The following is a 19343-nucleotide window of genomic DNA, read 5'->3' as shown; positions in this document are numbered from 1 at the left end:
GTCAGGCGGCATTTGCGAGCCGCCGGTCCCTCGCCTTCACCATGTCCAACGTTATTGCGGGTTCTCCGTCAAACTTTTTCGCGCTCAGAAGCGACTTAACCACGGGTCGCGAGTAGTCGAGCATCGCGCCGTACCCGTATTGCTCTTCGGCCTGCTTCACCTGCGAGAGGTAGCGGATCAGCTCCTCTAGGATGGAGGCGGCTGCGGGCTGGGAGCAAGCAATGATCGAAGGTTCGAAGCGTTCGATGAAGCGCTGTGCTGTCCGGGATAGCCCTGACCGGAGAGAGCTTTCGATAACCTTCAATTTCGCCTTATCGCGGCCGGAGACGCCGCGGTAATCGATTTCACGCAAATTCATCTTTTCTACCACTCCATTATGGCCTCCTATGGTCGGCGTAAGAAGTTGCCGGCGCAAATATGACATCGCGAGAGAGAGCGAAAAGCTTGGTTCAAAGGTTGCGGGTATTCGTCACGAATGGCCGAAACGCGAGTTTTCACCCTGATGACGACGTTCATTTCAGGAACCTTTTCCTGGCACTCGACCAACCCCCGGATCGCGTGACTGAAGCAGCGTCCAGCGGGAACGTCCCACTTCCGCCGAAGGATCCTGGTTGTAGACCCTCTTCAACGGGTCCCACTTCCTGATAGAGACAGTGTTCGTTTCAGGCGTGAAGAAGGCGCAATGTGTTTCGCGCGGGTAATCGGGTATCGCTGCAGGCAGACGTTTCTTTTGAGGTGGAAGATCGGGAAGCGCTCCTAGAAATTGCTCGGCCTTCGCGACTACGTCAGAAGCGATGCCGGAGCGCTCATACGCTCAATGATGGCTGGCTTGTCGACTGGTCTCGATGAATGAAGAGAAGAGATCCATCCCCGGTCCTTCTCCACTAGCCTGACCAGCTTTGAAAGCGGTATGTCCTCGATCGAGGGAGCGATGAGTTCGACCTTCCTTCCACGCGCAGTGATGGTCTTGTAAACGGCTCTCTTTTGCCAGTCCGGCGGAAGTCGCGCCGTAGTCTCATCGCATCCGTCGATGTAGAACCCATGGGTCTCGTCGAAGTTGCTCAGGTATCCAAAAAGGCGGTTTGGTATCCGCATAACAATAATAGACCTCTGAGCATTGATCCAGCGGTCACGGCACCTACTTGTTCGAGCAGCATTTCCGATAATCCGATACCCCAAATCAATCGTATACACGCCGTTAGCGGTTGCTGGCCTTCGGACGCTATGGCAGACAGCATGCCCACCCCATCGAGAAAGCAGGATGTTCGCCGTTGAGTTATGATAGGTCCAAAGTCGATCTCACCAATTGCGATCGAGAACCCATCCACATTCCGGGCAGCATCCAGCCTCACGGAGCAATGATCGTCCTGAACGAGCAAGGGATGGTCTCGTTCGTCTCCGAGAACATCAACGAGTTTCTGGGCGATACAAACCGCGAATATGTCGGGGCGGAGCTTGCCGATCTGGTCGGTTCGACCGTCGCCCATGACATAGGCAACGCCGTCGCTCGGGCCGGAGCGGGCCAGATCGCGGGCGTCGTGCTCAAGGCGAAGCTCTCGGACGGCGCGAGCGTTGCGGACATCACCGCCCACAGATACGAAGGCCGGACCTTTCTCGAGCTCGAGCGGCCCGCGTCTCCCGAAGATACGGAAGTCGCCCTTCACCTGACACAGTCGCTTATCCGCCGGGTGGACGGCTACCGGGAATTCGATCCGCTGTTCAAGTCGGTCGCGCGGCTCGTACGCGCGATGCTCGGTTATGACCGCGTGATGGTCTACAGGTTTCTGCACAACGGTGCCGGCCGGGTGATCGCGGAAGCAAAGGATCCTTCGCTCGGAAGCTTCCTCGGGCAGCACTTTCCTGTATCCGACATCCCCGTTCAGGCACGTAAGCTTTACGTCAAGAACTGGATCCGCGTGATCGGCGACGCGTCGTTCACCCCCGTGCCGCTCCTTCCGAAAATCGCTGAAGGCGATCCGGCAGTGGACCTATCGTTCGCCCATCTTCGAAGCGTCTCGCCCATCCACTGCGAGTACCTGCGAAACATGGGCGTTGCCGCCTCGATGTCGATCTCGATCGTCGTGGACGGCCAGCTCTGGGGCCTGATCGCCTGCCATCACAACACGCCGAAATGGCTTTCCATACCGCTGCGCGTGGCGACCGAGCTTTTTGCACAGTACTTCTCGCTGCATGTGGCCGCCATCGAGCATCGCGAACAGCAGGCGTCCGCCGCCGCGACACGCAGTCGTCTTGATGCCATCATCGCGGGCGTCGATCCCGCCGACCCGGTCGAAGTCACTCTTCGCAGACGGCTTCGAGCATTTTCCTCCCTGATCGCCAGCGACGGGGCGGGTCTGTGGTCGCGTGGAGAGTGGGCCGCGTACGGGGTCTCGCCGTCGGAATCCGCGATCCCCCGACTGATGGAAGTCATCGTCGAGAAGGCGGGTCGCAGCATCTGGGACACGCAGGATCTCCAGTCGGAGACGGGGAATGCCGAGGAATACGGCACGCGGGTCGCAGGCGTCCTTGCGATCCCGATCTCCGTCTCTTCGCCGGACTTCCTAGTGTTCTTCCGAAGCGAGGAGGCTCACCAAATCGAATGGGCCGGAGAGCCTCGGAAGAAGGAGGAACTCACCGAAAACGGCGTGAGACTGTCGCCGCGCGGCAGCTTCGACACCTGGAGGGAAGACGTCAGGCACAAGTCCCTCCCTTGGTCGAAAGCCGACGTCGTCGTTGCCGATTCCATCAGGGGATATGTCCGGGACGTGATGCTTTCGCACAACGACGCCACCGAGGAACAGCGCGAGCGGACTGAGAGCCAGCGCAAGCTGCTGAACTCGGAGCTGAACCACCGGGTAAAGAACATCCTTGCACTGGTGAAGTCGATTGCGACCCAGACCGGTGCAAATTCCCAGTCGGTCGACGAATACTCCAAGTCGTTCGAAGGGCGGCTCCGGGCTCTCTCCTTCGCGCATGACCAGTCCTTCGGCGGCCGCGACGGTGGCGAGCTCAAGGGCCTCATCGAAGCCGAGGCCGGTATGCATCGGTTCGCGAAACTCCCTGATCGAATTCAGATCTCGGGAAACCACATCGGGCTAACCGAACGTGCGTTCGGCGTCTTCGCCCTGCTTCTGCACGAGATGATGACCAACGCGGCGAAGTACGGCAGCCTTTCAGTCACGTCCGGCAGGCTGGAAATATCCTGGTCGATAGCCGAAAACGGCGACTGCCACCTCTCTTGGAAAGAAAGCGGCGGACCGGAAGTCGTCGCACCGACACGCCGCGGCTTCGGTTCGAATTTGATCGAGAAGACCGTTTCGCACGATCTTGGTGGAAGCATTGACATCGACTTCGCTCCCGGAGGCCTAAAGGCCCATATCACGATCCCGAGCCAACACTTGCGCGAGGTCGTCGACCTCCCACCTGTCGACCATGCCATGAACGAAGAGAGTTTCACGCCGTTGGATGGAATGAGCATCCTGCTTGTCGAGGATCAGTCGCTTATCGCGATGGATACCGAGGAGCTGCTAAGGTCGCTCGGCGCCGAGGAAGTTTCGACCGCGGCCAATGTCGGCGCGGCATTGAAACTTCTGGCCGAGGGATCACCCAACTGTGCCGTTCTCGATCTCAACCTGGGATCTTCCACTTCCGAGGATGTCGCTAGGGAGCTTGAGAAGCGCGGCATTCCATACGTATTCGCGACGGGTTATCGCGACGGCGTGCACATTCCGGCAGACTTCTCAGCCATTCCCGTGGTTAGGAAGCCCGTATCGCAGGCTGCGCTGGCGAGCGCAGTTTCGGCAGCGCTGGGCGTTGCTCGCGCGGAATCTGACGCTTAGCAACTCCCCAATCTTGCCAAGTTTTGCGGCCGCCTTACCTTCGCGGCGAGAACTGGAAACGGAAGATGCCTATGCCCAGCATGCTCGACCTCGACGACCCCTTTCGCTTCCTCGGCAACGATGGGGAGGTTGCCGGCATCATCCGGAACTACGACTGGGCCTCGACACCGCTAGGTCCGGTGGAGTCGTGGCCGCCGTCCTTGAAGACGAGCACGGCCCTCCTGCTCCAGTCGCCGGTTCCGATCGTGATGCTCTGGGGCGAAGCAGGTGTGATGATCTACAATGACGCCTACTCCGTGTTCGCGGGGCACCGGCATCCGTCGCTGTTCGGATCGAACGTGCGCGAAGGCTGGGCGGAGATCGCCGACTTCAACGACAACGTCATGAATGTCGGCCTGTCGGGCCGGACGCTCGCCTACCGCGACCAGGAGCTGACGCTCCACCGCAAAGGATACCCCGAGCAGGTCTGGATGGACCTCGACTATTCGCCGGTCCCTGACGAAGAGGGCAAGCCTGCAGGGGTGATTGCCATCGTCGTCGAGACGACTGACCGAGTTCTGGCGGAGCGAAGAAACAAGGAGGAGTTCCAGCGGCTTCAAAGTCTCTTCGAGCAGGCGCCGACATTCATGGCGATGCTCAGCGGGAAGGAGCATAGGTTCGAGCTCGTAAATCCGGGATACCGTGAGCTGATCGGCGGGCGTGACGTGGCCGGTAAGACGATCATCGAAGCACTGCCGGAGCTGACGGGTCAAGGATACTACGAGCTGCTGGACGAGGTCTTTGCAACGGGCCAGACGGTCAGACGGTTTTCCGAACGCGTCTATCTCCAGCGAGAAGTCGACGCGCCTCCAGAGGAACGCTTTGTCGACTACGTCTACCAGCCGATCCGCGACGAGACCGGAATCGTCACGCATATCTTCGTGCAAGGCTCGGACGTGACGGAGCGCGTGCGGGCGGAACAGCGTCAGAGACTGCTCATCAACGAGCTGAACCACCGCGTAAAGAACACCCTCGCCTCCATCCAGTCCATCGTGTCGCAGACACTTCGTGGGGTGCATTCCAAGGAAGAGGCATCCGCGGCGATCACCGCGCGCATACTGGCCATGTCCAGAGCGCACAACGTTCTCACCGAGGAGAACTGGGACAGCGCCGATCTGCTCACCATGGTCGAAAGTTCGATGGACGCGTTCCGCATCGAGGGTCGTGAGGCCATCAGAATCTCGGGGCCGAACATTCGTGTCGGGCCGCATGCGGCGATGTCCATCGCGCTCGCACTTCATGAGCTCGGGACGAATGCCGCCAGGTATGGCGCACTCTCCAGTCCCACGGGCATTGTCGACCTTCACTGGAACCTGGACGAAAACGAGCAGTTCGAGCTTGTGTGGTCCGAAGAAGGTGGCCCGGCGGTCTTCGAAAGCGAACGCAAGGGCTTCGGCTCTCGCCTGATCCTCCAGGTGCTTCCTCGCGAACTCCGCGGAACCGCCGAGCTGGTCCGTCGGTCCTCCGGCATTGTGTTCAAGTTGAGTACGTCCCTCGAGGCGATCAGCGACAGGCCGGTAGTCGAGGGAGTTTGAACAGAAGATGAAGCGCATACTGATCGTCGAGGACGAGATGCTTGTCGCCATGCTGATCGAAGATGCGGTCACCGACATGGGACATGAGGTCGTCGGGCCGGCGATGAGGCTGGAGACGGCACTTGAGACCGTCGCGACGGAAACCTTCGACTTCGCGATCCTGGACATCAACCTGGCGGGCAACCTGTCGTTCCCGGTGGCCGACCGCCTGGTCGAGCTAGGCATCCCCTTCGTGTTCGCGAGCGGATACGGCTCGGCAGGTCTGGCGGAACGCTATCACAATGCGCCGGTGGTGCAGAAGCCGTTCGCTCCACAGCAACTAGAGGCGGTGCTGCAGAGGCTCTTGTGAACACGTGACGTGATGGGAGACCGTTGCTCAAGGTGAAACCATAACGCCGACAAGCTTCGCGTTGCAGGCGCAGCTAGGAGGTTGAAGTTGCATGGGCTTCGCGACGGGTCCGCCGCCGTTCCCTGGATTTCGCAGAACGAATAGCGGCCCGCAGCTCTTCGATCTGCGGCTGCCACCATCCCCGAAGCCGCTCGTACTCCCCCGGCCCGGCTTTTGCCGGCCATGTTTGCACGAGTTCTTCTAAAGTGGGCGCCCGCCTTCCGGCCCAGATGTGCTCGTCGTCGGCATCCGGATGATACTCGGCTACCTCCGCGGGATCGACGAGCTCGCCAGTGATCTCCGTGATGACGACAATCCCGAAGGCAGCCGTAGCTACAGGCCTGTCCAGCGGCGGCCGGTCGTCGCTCGGGACAGGCAACCGCTTCTTCTTTCGCTCCAAAGCCCGACGCTTTGCCTTCACCTCTTCCTCGGTGCCCTTCCGCGCCTCGGCCCGTTTCCGGCGCTCCTCTGGTTCGGCTCTTTTCGCGCCCTCCTCAATGGACTCCCATCGATGCTGAAGGTCGTCATACGAGGCGTACGGAACCTCCCAGACTTTGTCGTCGCCGTTCCAGCGGGCAAAGGGTATCTGCCGGAGTTCGTCGACGACCGTTCTCGAGAACGGCGTCTTGATGCGGAAGCCAGTCGATATGACTTCGAGATACGGCGAGAGGACGGGTTCGAACTCGTAGGCGTCGCGGCCCCTCTCCTCTTCGTACGGCGCCCTACGATCGGCTTCCGAGGCCAGCCATCTGTCGATGCGACGCCGTGCTGTACTTCCGGGCACCGTCCATGCCTGAAGGGCGTCGCTCCATCGAGCGTTCGGAAAGGTCTCACGGAAGCGGGCGACGGTCATCCTGTCGAAGGCGAAGGAAATCGTCTCGTGCTGCGGCTCGTCGGTCTCGGGCTGAGGCGTCGCGGTCATGGTTCCTTACAGAGAGGCGCCCGTCACGGGATTGACGATCGGCGGCTCGCTCTCGTCCTTCTTGTCTGCCGGCTGCACCGAGGTCGGTGGCATGGATTCTTCGTCGGCCGGCGCGGGATTGGAAGGGGTCGGATGAACGTCGACCGGGCGGTGCTGTTCCGGGGTCGCATTCGTATCGTTCGTGCCCATCGGCAGGCTCCTTCTGGTGGCATGACCAGACAACGCAGCCCGCTCCGGTTGGTTCAGCACCGGACGCGTCCGGGCTCCGGCCCGCCGTCACGCAGAGGGCGCTCGACCCGTTTCCAGGGAGCGCCCTCATCCACCCGGACGACTGCGCGCGACGGAGAGGGGGTGTCGCGGCGGCGGTCGTCGATACGGGGTGTGACCGATAGATGAGAACGGCGCCGTCCGGGTGCAAGATAGCGATCCACGCGCTGAGCGGAGGGCAGCCATGCGTTGCCGAACGGCTGGTTCATCACCATATATCCGGCACCACTCACATAGATGGACATCATGGTTTCAAGGATCAGACGAACCTTGACCGTCGGCCAGCGCGCGGCCGCGGTCGAGCGCACGAACACGATCGCGCAGGAGGCGGCCGATGAAGAGCGCCGCTGCCGTGAAGAAAAGACGGAGCGCCTGCGTAAGCTGAGGCTGGCAGCAGAGACGACCTCGAAAAGATAGGTGCTCGCGGTTACGGCCGGGCGCCGCCATCAGTCACTAGCAAAACTCGAACAACGAATGGTTTTCGACATGGATCATGTTTCGAACATTGCCGCTCCCGCGTCGAAACTGCGGGAAGCGCGCCTTGCCAAGGGATACTCGCTCGAGGAGGTCGCAGTCACGACGGGGCTGACCACCGAAGAGATCGATGCTGCAGAGCGCGGCATCCCAGCTCAAGAACAACACGTGGAGCGGATCGAGCACGCTCTTCGATAAGCGTTAAACGCGTTCTAGTTCGTCCACCTACGGTCGCCTTTGCAAATTGCCGTCGGGGCGTTACACCGCGGCGGCAACTCCAGACGGAAGGCACATATGCTCGGCAGGCTTCACCTTGCCGACCGTTTCGCTTTCTGGGCCACGACGGTGAGGTTGCCGACATTATCCGGAGCTACGATTGGCTACGACGTTGCTCGGTCCCGCCGAAACCTGGCATGCGACCGAGCAACTATAGGCGGTGCTGCAACGCCTCCTCTGATCTCACGAACCGCGTGTTGGTTCGTTACGTTGCAACACTGTCGAATACGCAGAGGGCGCTCGACGTCGTCATGACGGAGCGCCCTCCTCACCGCGGGGCCGGCACCTGCGACTGTCATGTCGTAATGTCGGCCAAGCTTTTCGGTGGTTCACCCTAGATGAAACCGCGGGTCAGCGGCTTCAAGACAGGGTGTCGGCCGTTGAGCTCATCCATGCCCGATGACGCTCCTCGTCCAGGTGGGCCTTCATAAAGAAAGCCTTCGACTCCGGGATCGCGTCTTCGTGACGGGTGGCCCGCTCGTAGGCCGTGACCGTATCGTCTTCGTTCGTCTTCATCGCTTTCAGGATCGCCTTGTCGCCCATCAGGTCGGCGAGCGCGATCTTGCCCGTCGTCAGCATCTGCTTCATGTCGCCTTCCGTCGGCGCATCGATGCCGAGCTCGCGAGCCATCTCCGTCAGTGTGGCGACGTGCTGCAGGTGATCCTGCTTAAAATCCGCGATCTTCGCGCTAAGCGTCTTGTCGTCGAGCCGTTCGATGCATGAATCGTATGCAGCGATCGCGTCGTGCTCGAGATACATGAGATCCTTCACGAGCTTTTCGATGCTGCCTTCGTTGCCGACCATGGTGACCATATGGTTCTCCTCTTTGTTGACTGGGTGTCCGGCAATGCCCGAGGGCTCGGCGTTGTTCCAGTGGTGGTGCGAAGCGTACGCTACCGGACACGCGGGCGTTAAACTGCAAATGACAGGGTGGTCGATCGCCGGAAACGACGCTACTGCAAGCGCTCGTAACCCGCCGAGATAGAGCCGCAGCTCATGAATCAATCTCTGAACGCGGATTCCTAAGTCATTGAAATTTGATTCGTTTCGACTCGGAACGAATCACTCGCTCGAACCTTTGATTCGCAATCCAGGTGATTCGGAGTAGAGCGTATGGCAGGGCATCGAGCGCAATGGAAAGGCTTTCTGAAGGTAGGCGAAGTGAGCTGCGGCGTCGCGCTATACACGGCCGCGTCGACGTCGGACCGTATCGCTTTCAACACCATCAACACCGCGACAGGCAACCGGGTGAACCGCGTCTTCGTCGATAGCGAGACCGAGGAGCCGGTGCCGAAGGAGAACCAGGTCAAGGGCTTCGAGCTCGAGAACGGCCGATACGTTCTCATCAATCCAGAGGAGATCGCGGCGACCGTTCCGGAAAGCAACAAGACGCTCGAGATCGAAGCTTTCATTTCCTGCGGTGCGGTCGACGACGTCTATTTCGACAAGCCCTACTATCTTACGCCGGATAAGACCTCCGGCGATGCCTTTGCCCTGCTGCGTGACGGCATGAAGGCCGACAAGGTCGCCGCCATCGCACGGACGGTCCTGTTTCGCCGCATGCGCACGGTTCTCATCCGACCGCACGGCAAAGGGCTGATTGCGACCAACCTCCAATACGACTACGAAGTTCGATCGTCGCAGAAGGCCTTCGAAACCGTGCCTAAGATCAAAATCGAGGGCGAGATGCTCGATCTCGCGAAGCATATCATCTCCACCAAGATCGGCGAATTCGATCCGGCGACGTTCGACGACCGCTACGAAGAGGCGCTGGCCGATTTGGTAAAGGCGAAGCTCGAAGGCAAGTCCCTGCCGAAGCGGAAGAAGGTCGAGGTCTCGCAGCCTAACGATCTGCTCGCAGCCCTCCGAGAGAGCGCCGGGCTGTCGAAGAAGTCCGAAGACAAACCGAAACGCACTGCCGTCAATGCCAATGCTGGCAGTGGACGGCAGCGCGCAGCGCAGGGGGCGGCCGCGAAGTCCGCCGCTTCAAAAGCCGCCCCGCAGCGCAAGGCCGGTTGAGGAGGAACGACGATGGCACGTCCTTATTGGAAAGGCTACCTCAAGCTTTCGCTCGTCACCTGCCCGGTCGAGATGATGCCGGCGACGTCGGAATCCGAGAAGGTCCGGTTCCACACCATCAACGAGAAGACCGGCAACCGGGTCATGTCCCAGTACGTCGACTCCGTTACAGGCAAGCCTGTCCGCGACGACAAGCAGGGCAAGGGATACGCCCGTGGCGAGAGCGACTACGTGGTGCTGACTGAGGACGAGATCGATGCCGTCGCGCTAGATACCGTCAAGACTATCGACATCTCGCAGTTCGTGCCGGCGGATAGCATTCCGTGGATCTATCTCGAGAAGCCGCACTTCTTGACGCCCGGCGACAAGGTGGGTGACGAGGCGTTTTCGGTCATCCGAGAGGCGATGAAGGCCTCCGACGTGGTCGGCGTCTCCAAGCTGGTCGTCGGACGCCGGGAACGAGCGGTCGTTCTCGAACCGCGCGACAACGGTATTGTACTTTGGACCCTGCGGTTCGGAGACGAGGTGCGGCCTGAGAACGACTACTTCGAGGACATCGACGACGAGGCGGACGACGACGCCCTGCCCCTGGTGCGGAAGCTGATCAAGCAGAAGACGAAGGCCTGGTCGCCAAAGTTGGTCAGCGATCCGATTCAGGATGCGCTGCTGGCGCTGATCGACGAGAAGAAGAGGTCGCTGAAGCCCGAAAGGAAAACCAAGGCCAAGAAGGGCGATGCTGCCCCTTCCAACGTCGTGAACATCATGGACGTGCTGAGGAAGAGCCTCGAACTGGACCAAAAAAAGAAGAAGGCGAGCTGATGGGAGACCTGGGAGAATTCGAAATCTGTGAGCCGGAACCCTTCATCTACTTTGAGAACGGTCAGCTCGCCATCACGGACGGGTCGACCGTCTATCAGGTGATCGTCACCTGCGAGGCCATGCGGGCGACCGCTCCTCCGCCGGAGAAGTCGCTTCGCAGGCTGATACGGTATGCTGGATACTATCGCGATCTGGCGGCGGCAGCGATCCGCCGTGGCGAAGCTGTCGACGAGAAGGTTTGGGTAACCGAAGCGCTGGTGCAGTCGTCGCCGCCTGCGCAGCTCGCGGCATTCGGTGGAAACCGATCTGGGCGTCGTATGATGGCTCCCGCTGCCAAGGACGCCGGACATGCCCAGCATCGTGCATGAGTACAAGGGCTACCGGATAGCGATCTATAGCCCCAGCGGCCATTTCGCCGTCATCTGCCCGCCCGGAAGCAACCGCGTAATCGACTTCAAAGAACGGCAGCCGCGGGCCACTGTCGTCGAGGGCCCTCTTGTCTGTCTGGAGCGTGCACAGGCCCTCGTCGAAAGCCTTGCTGCGGAAACAATGCCCGCTCGTCTGCCTTGATCGCGCTTCGGACACTGGTAGAATTTCTCATCGCGGATGAAGCCGCACCGTGCAGGTATTCCTGTTCATTCTGAGAGCCGAAGGATCGGTGGTGCGGGCGGCGCCTTGACGATGGGCGAAGCGGCACCATTCTCCTTGTCATGAAAGCTATCGCACCTCCTCATCCCGGCATACATCCGGATCGCTTCCTCCAATGCCAGGAAGCGCTTGCCGACAGCGTGTCGGAAGTCGCACTTGCCGGGATGGCGGCCGGGTGGCGGGCCGAGGAGGTGGCAGCCGCGCTTGTAGAACTGGCGGACCACGCCATGCTCGCGGTGCTCGCAAATCGCGAGTTGGAACGCGACGTCGGCTTACTACGGAGACGTTGACGATGTGCGGTCGCTTTACGTTGGAACACGAATGGCCGGCTTTCGTCGATCTCTACGATCTTCCCTGGGATGTCGAGCGCGGGCGAAATACGGCTGCGCGGTTCAACATCGCGCCGACCCAGCCAGTGCTCATGGTGCACAACGACGGCGATGGAAAACAGATCGCCGAAGAGGCCAGGTGGTGGCTCGTTCCCTTTTGGGCAAAGGAGATGCCGAAGGCGGCAATGTTCAATGCACGCATCGAGACCGTTGATACCGCGCCCGCGTTTCGAGAAGCGTTCAAGTCGAAGAGATGCCTCATCCCCGCGTCCGCTTTCTACGAATGGACGGTCGACGCCTCCGACGGCAAGAAAAACCCGTGGCATATCCATCTTCCGGGAGACGTGCCGTTCTCGTTCGCCGGCCTATGGGCGCACAACGACAAGCTGGGCACTACGAGCTGCGCCATCGTGACGATGCCCGCGGGCGATCCGATGCAGACACTCCACGACAGACAGCCTGTCATCCTTGATCCTGAAGCCTACAAGGAATGGCTCGATGTCGGCACGGTGCCTGCGCATGCGAAGGAGCTGCTGCAGGCGAACCTTGACGATAGGTTGGAATTCCATCGCGTGTCACGTGACGTGAACTCGTCGCGGTTCGAAGGAAAGCCGCTCCCGGAGGTGAACCCGCTGTGACGGTGACGACCGATCTGGTTTCGGAGTTCGTGCGGGCCGCGAACAGCTTGCCGAAACTGCCACAGGCCGAACGGCGACGTCTTCTCGAGAGGGGCGTCACAGCTTCCGGCGCTCTTCGTGGGCTGCTGCACAAGACCGGCAAGATTGCTCCGTTCGACGGTTCGACCGAATGCGTCGTGGGCGAGATCATCCACAACATCGAAAGGATACCCGACGAGACGGTGGCGAAAGCCCTTCTGGCGCTGGCAAGCCAGATCAGGACGTTGAGAATCCTCAATCGAGAGCCGACGTAGGCTTTCGGATACTACCGGAACCCCGGCCCCGCAGATGCAAACTCTTGAGCCTGCTCGATAAGATCAGTCCAGTCTTCAGACTTTTCCGCATTTCGGATGCGATCATCGAGATCGTCAAGGTCGTCGTCATGAACGTATTCGATTAATGTGAGTACCTCGTCCGGCCATTCCCGACGAACTGCAGTTGACGACAGGCGATCGCGCATCATCTGCCCTTCCGCCATCGTCCGGAGACGGGGGAGAGCTTCGACAAGGCTTCTTCTGACTGCATTGTTCATTTGAAATCTCTCAAGAACCTCGGCAAAAACTCTCGGCTTGTTCGAAGCGGCAACGACCAAAGCGGTAAATAGGTTGTTCTGTTCCAATTCCGAGATGTCCGCCGATTTTATCATATCTTCTGCAAGATGGAACTGGCCGATATCGATGGCGTCCGGTCGCGTGAGACGCATGACGAGTCCATAGGGGCCGTCTGCTTCGAGCTGTTCGGCAGGGATCTTGTTGAGATCGAGATAAAGGTACTCGATCTCCTCGCGACGGACTTCGCCGTGCTTGTCGCCTGCAACCCCGCGCCCACTACCGGAATATACCACGACGAACTTCAAATCTTCGGAGGGAAAGTCTGGATGCTCCTCAAGATACGCCGTCTTGTAAACTTGAACCCGGATCGGCATCCCATGATTCGGCGTCGATTGGAATTCGATCCCTAACGCAAAGCCCCCTGCCGACTTGTAAATCCCATCTGAACGCAAGCCCTTCCAAGGGTTCTGTCCGTGGAAGGCATCGGATACCGCTCGCGACTGGAACTCGGTCGTGTGTGGGTCCATATCGGCCAGATCCTCCGCCTGCCACCCGAGGCGATCGGCAATCATTCCTCGAAGGAGCGGGGATCCAAGAAAAATCTTCTTATAGAACGCGTCTTGATTACCTTCCCAATCGGAAATCTCTGAAGGGTGGCGCTCTTCTTCTTTGCTTTTTCGGCTCATGCGCACTCGCAGCTCTGTTCCCGACTAGAATCGTCCCTCAGCTCGTAAGCGACAAGGGCCCGGTTCTCGGCTATCGCGTCTCTAGTGAAAATTCCGTGACTTGACCTTGAGGCTGTCGATGTGGAGGTCGGGAACGTACATGTCCCTGACCTTCACCACGGCCTTGTCCCGGTGATCTGCGCTCCCTGGCGATCCATGGGCGAACTCGTCGCCTCGGCCGGTCGGAATCTTCACCTCGAGATCGCGATCTGCCAGCGCCGAAAGGTCTCCTGAAAGGTCGTACAGTTTCCTCGCGATCAGATGGACGACGTCGCCTTCCCGTTGGATCTTCCCGTAGATGCCCATCATCGACGCGCCGAGCACGATCCTCCGCTGCTTCTCGAAGAGGGTCGGCCAGACAATGATGTTCGCCGGGCCGGTCTCGTCCTCCAGCGTTATGAACATCGTTCCCTTCGCGCTGCCCGGCTTCTGTCTCACGAGAACGAGGCCTGCGATCATGTGGAAGCGGCCATCCTTCGCGTTCATGGCGTCGGCGCACGTCACGATGCGGCGGGCCGCAAGATCCTTTCGGAGGAAGGCGATCGGATGTTGTCGGAGCGTCAGCCCTGCGTGCGCGTAGTCTTCGATGACGTTATGGCCCTCCGTCATCTGGCGAAGGACGACTTCCGGCTCCTGTTGTTCGGCGACGGCCATCTGTTCGCGTTCGGCGGCGGCTGCGAAAAGCGGCAAAGGCTCGTCCCGGAGTGCTTTTATAGCCCAGAGAGCGTCGCGTCGCTCCAGACCGAAGGCGGGCCGGAAGGCGTCGGCCTCGGCGAGTTGAGTGAGCGCTTCGGCCGGAACCTTCGATCGTCGCCATACATCGTCCACGGATTCGAACGGCCGTTCTCCTCGGGCGGCGACGATTCGGGCGGCATCGAGTGTGGCAAGTCCCGTCACCTGCCTCATGCCGAGCCGGACGGCATGCCGCTCGGTGCCGGGGATCGCTTCCAGCGTGCAGTCCCATCGCGAATGCTGGACGGAGATCGGTCGGACCTCGACGCCGTGCTGGCGCGCGTCCCATATGATCTGCGCGGGCGCATAGAAGCCCATCGGCAGGGAGTTCATCAACGCGGCCGCGAACGCCTCGGGGAAATGGCACTTGATGTAGCAGGAAGCGTAGGCGATCAAGGCGAAGGACGCCGCGTGGGACTCGGGGAATCCGTAGGACCCGAAGCCTTCGAGCTGCTTGAACGTGCGCTCGGCGAACTCCCGCGTGTATCCATTGTTTATCATTCCGTCGACGAGCTTGGCCTGGAACCGTGACACCCCGCCGGTGAACTTGAACGTCGCCATGCTCTTGCGTAGCTGGTCGGCCTCCCCTCCCGTGAACCCGGCGCAGACCATCGCGACTTTCATGGCAGACTCTTGAAAAAGCGGCACGCCCAGGGTCTTGCCGAGGACGGCCTCGAGTTCCGGCGTGGGATATTCGACAGGCTCCTTGCCCTCGCGCCTCCTCAAATACGGATGAACCATATCTCCTTGAATCGGTCCTGGTCGCACGATCGCAACCTGCACCACGAGGTCGTAGAATGTGCGCGGCTTCAGGCGTGGCAGCATCGACATCTGCGCCCGGCTCTCAACCTGGAAAGTGCCAAGAGTGTCGGCCTTGCGGATCATCGCGTAGGTGGCACTGTCCTCCTGCTTCACCTTTGCGAGGTCGAGGTCCTCGCCCTTGTGCTCGCGGATCAGATCGAATGCCTTCTGCATGCACGTCAGCATTCCGAGCGCCAGAACGTCGACCTTCATCATCTTCAAGGCTTCCACGTCGTCCTTGTCCCACTCGATGACCTGGCGGTCCTCCATGCGGGCCGGTTCGATCGGAACGAGGTCGTCGAGCCGCGAGCGCGTCAGCACGAAGCCGCCGACATGCTGCCCGAGATGCCGGGGCGCGCCCATGAGCTCGCGCGCGAGCTTCAAGGTCATCACGAGCCGATAGTCGTTAGGATTAAGGTTGAGGTCCGTTACGTTCTTCTCGGTGATTTCCTCGGACCACGACCACAGACCCGACGACAAGGCCTTCGTCACGTCCTCCGGGAGGCCCATCGCCTTGCCGACGTCGGCGATTGCCTTCTTCGCCCGATATCTCGTGACGGTGCAGACGAGCGCGGCCCTGTCGCGCCCATAGGTCTTGTAGATCCACTGGATGACCTCTTCCCGGCGTTCGTGCTCGAAATCCACGTCGATGTCCGGCGGTTCGTTACGCTCCTTTGACACGAAGCGCTCGAACAACAAATCGTTGGTCTCCGGATCAATCGAGGTCACACCAAGAATGTAGCAGATGGCCGAATTCGCCGCCGATCCCCTGCCCTGGCAGAGAATGCCTTGGGATCGCGCGAACCGGACGATGCTGAAGACCGTGAGGAAATAGGGCGCGTAGTTCATCTCCTTTATAAGATCGAGCTCGTGCCGGACAGATCGGAGGACCTTCTGCGGCAGGCCCTCGGGATATCTGTCGGGGATGCATTCGCGGACGTAGTGCTCCAGAGACTGCTGAGCGTCCATTCCCTCGACGATGGCCTCCTCCGGGTACTCGTAGGTGAGTTCCTCGAGACTGAACTTGCATTTTTCGACGATCTCCATCGTCCGTGCGAGCGCTTCTGGATAACGCGGGAACAGACGATCCATTTCTTCCGGGGGCTTGAGAAAGCGGTCGGCGAAGCGTTCCCGGTCGAAACCGACCTCGTCGATCGTCGTGCCCTCTCGGACGCAGGTGACGATGTCCTGGAGCTGCCGCCTGCCCGGCTCATGGAAGAGGACGTCGTTGGTCACGACCGTCTTCACCTTGTGCCGCACGGCCATGTTCGAAAGCTCGTGAAGCCGCATCTGGTCGTTCGGCCGACGCCGGAGACAGAGCGAGACGTAGGCGCGGTCGCCGAACACGTCCTTCATGCGCCGGAGCTGCACGGCGCAAAGGTCGTCCGGCATGTCAGGAACGAGGATGCCGATGAGCCCCTCGGCGTACAGCGGAATGTCGTCCCAGTGCAGTATGCAGTTGTTCTTACCGCCCCTGCCCTTGCCAAGCGTGATCAGGCGCGTAAGCCGGGAGTAAGCGGCCTTGTCGGTCGGATAGACCATCCTGCAGATCGAGCCGGCATCCGACGACGAGGCGCAGCCCGGTCGCGCGGGACGCTTCGAGCGCTCGAACGATCCCGGCGAGAGAGTTGCGATCGACGACGCCCAGGGCCTCGATGCCAAGTTCCTTGGCGGTCGCGAAGAGTTCGTCGGCACTGCTCGCGCCGCGAAGGAAAGAGAAATGGGTGGTGGTCTGAAGTTCGGCGTAGCGCATCAGGCGAATATCCCGTGCATGAACCATTTATGGGAGCCGGTCTCGGGATCGACGCCGTCGCCGGCACGGTAGATCCAGAACCGTTCGCCATGCTCGTTCTCGATCATGAAGTAGTCGCGGACTGCCTCCAGCTCTGCCGGACGACGCCACCACTCGCCGAAAATGCGCTCGGGGCCGTCCGCCCGGACGACCTTGTGGCGGTTCCCCCGCCACGTGACGCTTCGCGGAGGATGGTCTGGCATCAGGGCGATCGCGTCGATCACTTCGGGGTGCGGCAGAAGCCTGACCGGGCGACGCCAGTGGCCCACCCAGGTCTCCTCGATGGCTTCTGCGACGGCGGACACGCGCTGCACGCTGCGCTCCGGAACGTCGGATGCCACGGGAGCGAGGCGGTACACGCGCTGGCCACGGTTGCCGAAGATGTCGATCAAAGGGGTGACGTCGGTGACTTCCTCTTCGACGAGCGAAGATATGCGCTGTTCCTCCACGAGGGGCTCTGCCGCGGCTGCGACGAGAACCAGACGCTCGATGCCGAAACCGGGTTCGATCTTCTCGGTACGGTCTCGGAAGAGTTTGGTGAGCCAAGCGACGTCCCTCACTGGCTTGGCGGTTCCCGCCCTGATGACCTGGCGCGTGTTGTCGACCTTCTCGACGAAGAGATCGGCACGACGGACGCCGAGGCCCCGCTTCTCGAGTTCGGCGACAAGCTGGACGACCAAGCGGCCTACATACTTGTTGATCGTTTCCGCCGCTCCGATCGGTTCCTGAAAATTCCGGGAGACCTGGACGGTCTCGGCGGTGCGGATCGGGTCGATGGGTTCGGCGATCAGCCCTCGGATCTGGTCGAGCCTGCGGCCGACTTCCGGACCGAACCTGAGCGCCAGCGGCGCGCGCGGCGTGTTCGCCAGTTCGCCAATCGTCTGGAAACCCAGAACCCGGAGATCCGCGACGGTCTTTTCGGGAAGGCGAAGGAGCGAGATCGGCAGCCTCTCGACGGCGCGAAAAGTCTTGCCGGTTGGAATGATGACTGTCTCGCGCTTGATAGCCCGCGCGCAAGCGTGCGCGGCACCCCAGGTGTCTGCAACGGCGACACGGGCCGTCAGCTTCTTGGCGTGGAAGGAGTTGAAGATCTTCGTGACCATCGGCAGCTCGCCGCCCTGAAGATGGTCGGCCCCCTCCGTATCGAGAACGAGACCATCGATGCCGTCGACGGCGACGATCGGCGAATAATATTCGAGCGCCCAGAGGGCGATCATATCGAGCCGTCTGGCGTCGGCAGCGGGGTCGGCGTCGACCAGCATGAGTCCGCGGAAGAGCGCCTGCGCCTTGGCGGCCGGCATGCCAACTCTGACGCCCACCTTCTCGGCGGCGGCATCGGCGGCGGAGACCCAGCGCTTCGCGCCGCTCCGGGAGATGACGGCAATGGGCTGGTCGTCAGCTATGGACGGATCGTCGCGCCGAATTCGATCGGTCGGCAGATCCGGGAGAAATATCGATACGACCCTGGTCATCACATGCTCCTACGCAAAACTCAGCACACTCTCCCGCTTTCACTCGCATCAGCTCCAAAAACCATCGTGGCCGTCCCACGCCCGGAACCGGCAGCTCTTCGGACGGCAGGACGCTGACCCGCCATCGTGTCGTCGCCGCGGTCGGCTGGCCGAAATCGTTGGCTTCCGTCTGCCGCCGCCAGCGCCGCACTACGATGCCCATCGTTCCCGTCCGCTCGGCAGCAAGCTGCAGACGACGGGAGGCGACCATCGGCAGGCGCACAAGCTCTCCGACGACGGCGCCCAGACCGCCAAAGGACAGGGCCTCTTCCATCGACCCCAGGACGTCCTCTTCTTTCCCCGCCTCGACGAAGATCACCCGGTTCGGCTGGAGCCCGACCTGAGCGAGTGCCGGAAGGAATAGGTCCGGGCGCGTCAGGCACCAGACCACGGGACCCTTCGTCCGCGCCGCTATCCCCGCCGCGAACAGGGCGGCGGCCGCTCCATCGACGGTGCCCGATCCACCCCCGGCGAACTCGTGCAGCGCGCCGTAGGCGAGACCGCCTCCCGGAAGAGCGTCGTCGATTTCAGGCGCCCCGAACGGCAGGCACACCTTCCGCTTCGCGACGCCGCCCTCCAAGGCAGCTATGCGGTCGCGGAGATCAGCGATGGCTAGCTCGCGGGCAGCCGACATCCTTGGCGAATCCTTCCGAAATCGCGGTGAAAAAGCACGACATCATGTCGATGGAAACTTGATTGTTCTCTATCTGTTCCTTATCGTCGGCGGCGTCAAGGCACCCGGCGGACAGGAATCTGTTCCTACGAATTAGCGTTTGCGAAGATTCAGCGAACGGAATCAATTTCGTAGGTGTTCGATCTAAGTGGGCGCCGCCATTGAAAATATTTTTGTCGTCGTCGGCGCCTTGCCTGTGGATTCCGGATCGGTTAGTCAGCCCGCCGCTCGGGCATGAAGCCAACGCATCGGAGAGGTGATGGCGAGACGGAGAACGAACTTGGCGGGCGGAGACGGACCGACGCTTAAGGACATCCGGGATATGG

General features: G+C 60.9%; 19 protein-coding genes and 1 pseudogene. 11 read left to right on the top strand and 9 right to left on the bottom strand.

The window, feature by feature from the left end; translation table 11 throughout:
* Window position 1 precedes the first annotated feature (1 nt).
* Complete coding sequence (locus tag FHW37_RS25780; protein ID WP_145641576.1) at window positions 2-370, bottom strand: hypothetical protein; 369 nt, start codon at window positions 368-370, stop codon at window positions 2-4.
* 410 nt (window positions 371-780) lie between these two features.
* Complete coding sequence (locus tag FHW37_RS34680) at window positions 781-1095, bottom strand: DUF6036 family nucleotidyltransferase (protein WP_432442896.1); 315 nt, start codon at window positions 1093-1095, stop codon at window positions 781-783.
* Between the two features lie 110 nt (window positions 1096-1205).
* Here FHW37_RS34680 and FHW37_RS25775 point away from each other — a divergent pair, with 110 nt between their 5' ends.
* The 3 genes from FHW37_RS25775 (at window position 1206) to FHW37_RS25765 (ending at window position 5762) form a co-directional block, all read left to right on the top strand.
* A complete protein-coding gene (locus FHW37_RS25775) occupies window positions 1206-3839 on the top strand; it encodes an HWE histidine kinase domain-containing protein (RefSeq protein ID WP_432442895.1) in 2634 nt (877 codons plus the stop codon).
* Between the two features lie 71 nt (window positions 3840-3910).
* Window positions 3911-5413, top strand: a complete 1503-nt coding sequence (locus FHW37_RS25770; RefSeq protein WP_145641574.1) for a sensor histidine kinase — start codon at window positions 3911-3913, stop codon at window positions 5411-5413.
* A 7-nt stretch (window positions 5414-5420) separates the two neighbouring features.
* Window positions 5421-5762: a response regulator gene (locus tag FHW37_RS25765; protein WP_145641572.1), complete on the top strand. Its 342-nt coding sequence runs from the start codon at window positions 5421-5423 to the stop codon at window positions 5760-5762.
* A gap of 73 nt (window positions 5763-5835) precedes the next feature.
* Here FHW37_RS25765 and FHW37_RS25760 read toward each other — a convergent pair whose 3' ends face one another.
* Together FHW37_RS25760 and FHW37_RS25755 are read right to left on the bottom strand one after the other, a co-directional pair.
* A complete protein-coding gene (locus FHW37_RS25760; protein WP_145641570.1) occupies window positions 5836-6723 on the bottom strand; it encodes a hypothetical protein in 888 nt (295 codons plus the stop codon).
* 6 nt (window positions 6724-6729) lie between these two features.
* Window positions 6730-6912, bottom strand: coding sequence for a hypothetical protein (locus FHW37_RS25755; protein ID WP_145641568.1), 183 nt, complete (start codon window positions 6910-6912; stop codon window positions 6730-6732).
* A gap of 348 nt (window positions 6913-7260) precedes the next feature.
* Between FHW37_RS25755 and FHW37_RS33705 the strand changes: the two genes are divergently transcribed.
* Window positions 7261-7407 (top strand): hypothetical protein, encoded by a 147-nt coding sequence (locus tag FHW37_RS33705; RefSeq protein WP_186458391.1) that lies wholly within the window; start codon window positions 7261-7263, stop codon window positions 7405-7407.
* A 57-nt stretch (window positions 7408-7464) separates the two neighbouring features.
* The gene (locus tag FHW37_RS25750; RefSeq protein WP_432442894.1) at window positions 7465-7662 is read left to right on the top strand and encodes a helix-turn-helix domain-containing protein; all 198 of its coding nucleotides are present in this window, start codon (window positions 7465-7467) and stop codon (window positions 7660-7662) included.
* A gap of 438 nt (window positions 7663-8100) precedes the next feature.
* Here FHW37_RS25750 and FHW37_RS25745 read toward each other — a convergent pair whose 3' ends face one another.
* A complete protein-coding gene (locus FHW37_RS25745; protein ID WP_145641566.1) occupies window positions 8101-8553 on the bottom strand; it encodes a DUF892 family protein in 453 nt (150 codons plus the stop codon).
* Between the two features lie 300 nt (window positions 8554-8853).
* On the opposite strand from FHW37_RS25745, the gene FHW37_RS25740 reads away from it, so the two are divergent.
* From FHW37_RS25740 to FHW37_RS25715, 6 genes are all read left to right on the top strand, one after another.
* Entirely contained in the window at window positions 8854-9759 is a 906-nt protein-coding gene (locus tag FHW37_RS25740; protein WP_145641563.1) for a Ku protein, read from the top strand.
* Window positions 9760-9771: 12 nt separating this feature from the next.
* A complete protein-coding gene (locus FHW37_RS25735) occupies window positions 9772-10578 on the top strand; it encodes a Ku protein (RefSeq protein ID WP_145641561.1) in 807 nt (268 codons plus the stop codon).
* Complete coding sequence (locus FHW37_RS25730; protein WP_145641559.1) at window positions 10578-10946, top strand: hypothetical protein; 369 nt, start codon at window positions 10578-10580, stop codon at window positions 10944-10946. Before FHW37_RS25735 ends, FHW37_RS25730 begins: the two co-directional genes overlap by 1 nt.
* Window positions 10927-11148: a hypothetical protein gene (locus FHW37_RS25725; protein WP_145641557.1), complete on the top strand. Its 222-nt coding sequence runs from the start codon at window positions 10927-10929 to the stop codon at window positions 11146-11148. The genes FHW37_RS25730 and FHW37_RS25725 overlap by 20 nt, the downstream gene beginning before the upstream one ends.
* Before the next feature lie 370 nt (window positions 11149-11518).
* The gene (locus FHW37_RS25720; protein WP_145641555.1) at window positions 11519-12193 is read left to right on the top strand and encodes an SOS response-associated peptidase; all 675 of its coding nucleotides are present in this window, start codon (window positions 11519-11521) and stop codon (window positions 12191-12193) included.
* Window positions 12190-12486 (top strand): hypothetical protein, encoded by a 297-nt coding sequence (locus FHW37_RS25715; protein WP_145641552.1) that lies wholly within the window; start codon window positions 12190-12192, stop codon window positions 12484-12486. Before FHW37_RS25720 ends, FHW37_RS25715 begins: the two co-directional genes overlap by 4 nt.
* Before the next feature lie 11 nt (window positions 12487-12497).
* Here the strand turns inward: FHW37_RS25715 and FHW37_RS25710 are convergent, their stop codons facing one another.
* The 4 genes and pseudogenes from FHW37_RS25710 to FHW37_RS25695 all read right to left on the bottom strand — a co-directional run bounded on the left by FHW37_RS25710 (window position 12498) and on the right by FHW37_RS25695 (window position 18978).
* Window positions 12498-13469, bottom strand: a complete 972-nt coding sequence (locus tag FHW37_RS25710; RefSeq protein WP_145641551.1) for a hypothetical protein — start codon at window positions 13467-13469, stop codon at window positions 12498-12500.
* Between the two features lie 81 nt (window positions 13470-13550).
* A pseudogene (locus tag FHW37_RS25705) lies at window positions 13551-16794 on the bottom strand (error-prone DNA polymerase).
* On the bottom strand, window positions 16794-18305 hold the full coding sequence (locus tag FHW37_RS25700) for a Y-family DNA polymerase (protein WP_145641548.1): 1512 nt from the start codon (window positions 18303-18305) through the stop codon (window positions 16794-16796). Before FHW37_RS25700 ends, FHW37_RS25705 begins: the two are co-directional and overlap by 1 nt.
* Entirely contained in the window at window positions 18229-18978 is a 750-nt protein-coding gene (locus tag FHW37_RS25695) for an ImuA family protein (RefSeq protein ID WP_145641546.1), read from the bottom strand. Before FHW37_RS25695 ends, FHW37_RS25700 begins: the two co-directional genes overlap by 77 nt.
* Between the last annotated feature and the right edge of the window lie 365 nt (window positions 18979-19343).

The sequence above is a fragment of the Neorhizobium alkalisoli genome (assembly GCF_007829835.1).
Taxonomy (GTDB): domain Bacteria; phylum Pseudomonadota; class Alphaproteobacteria; order Rhizobiales; family Rhizobiaceae; genus Neorhizobium.
Note: the sequence above shows the minus strand (reverse complement) of the source record. Positions and strands in the feature narration are given on the sequence as shown.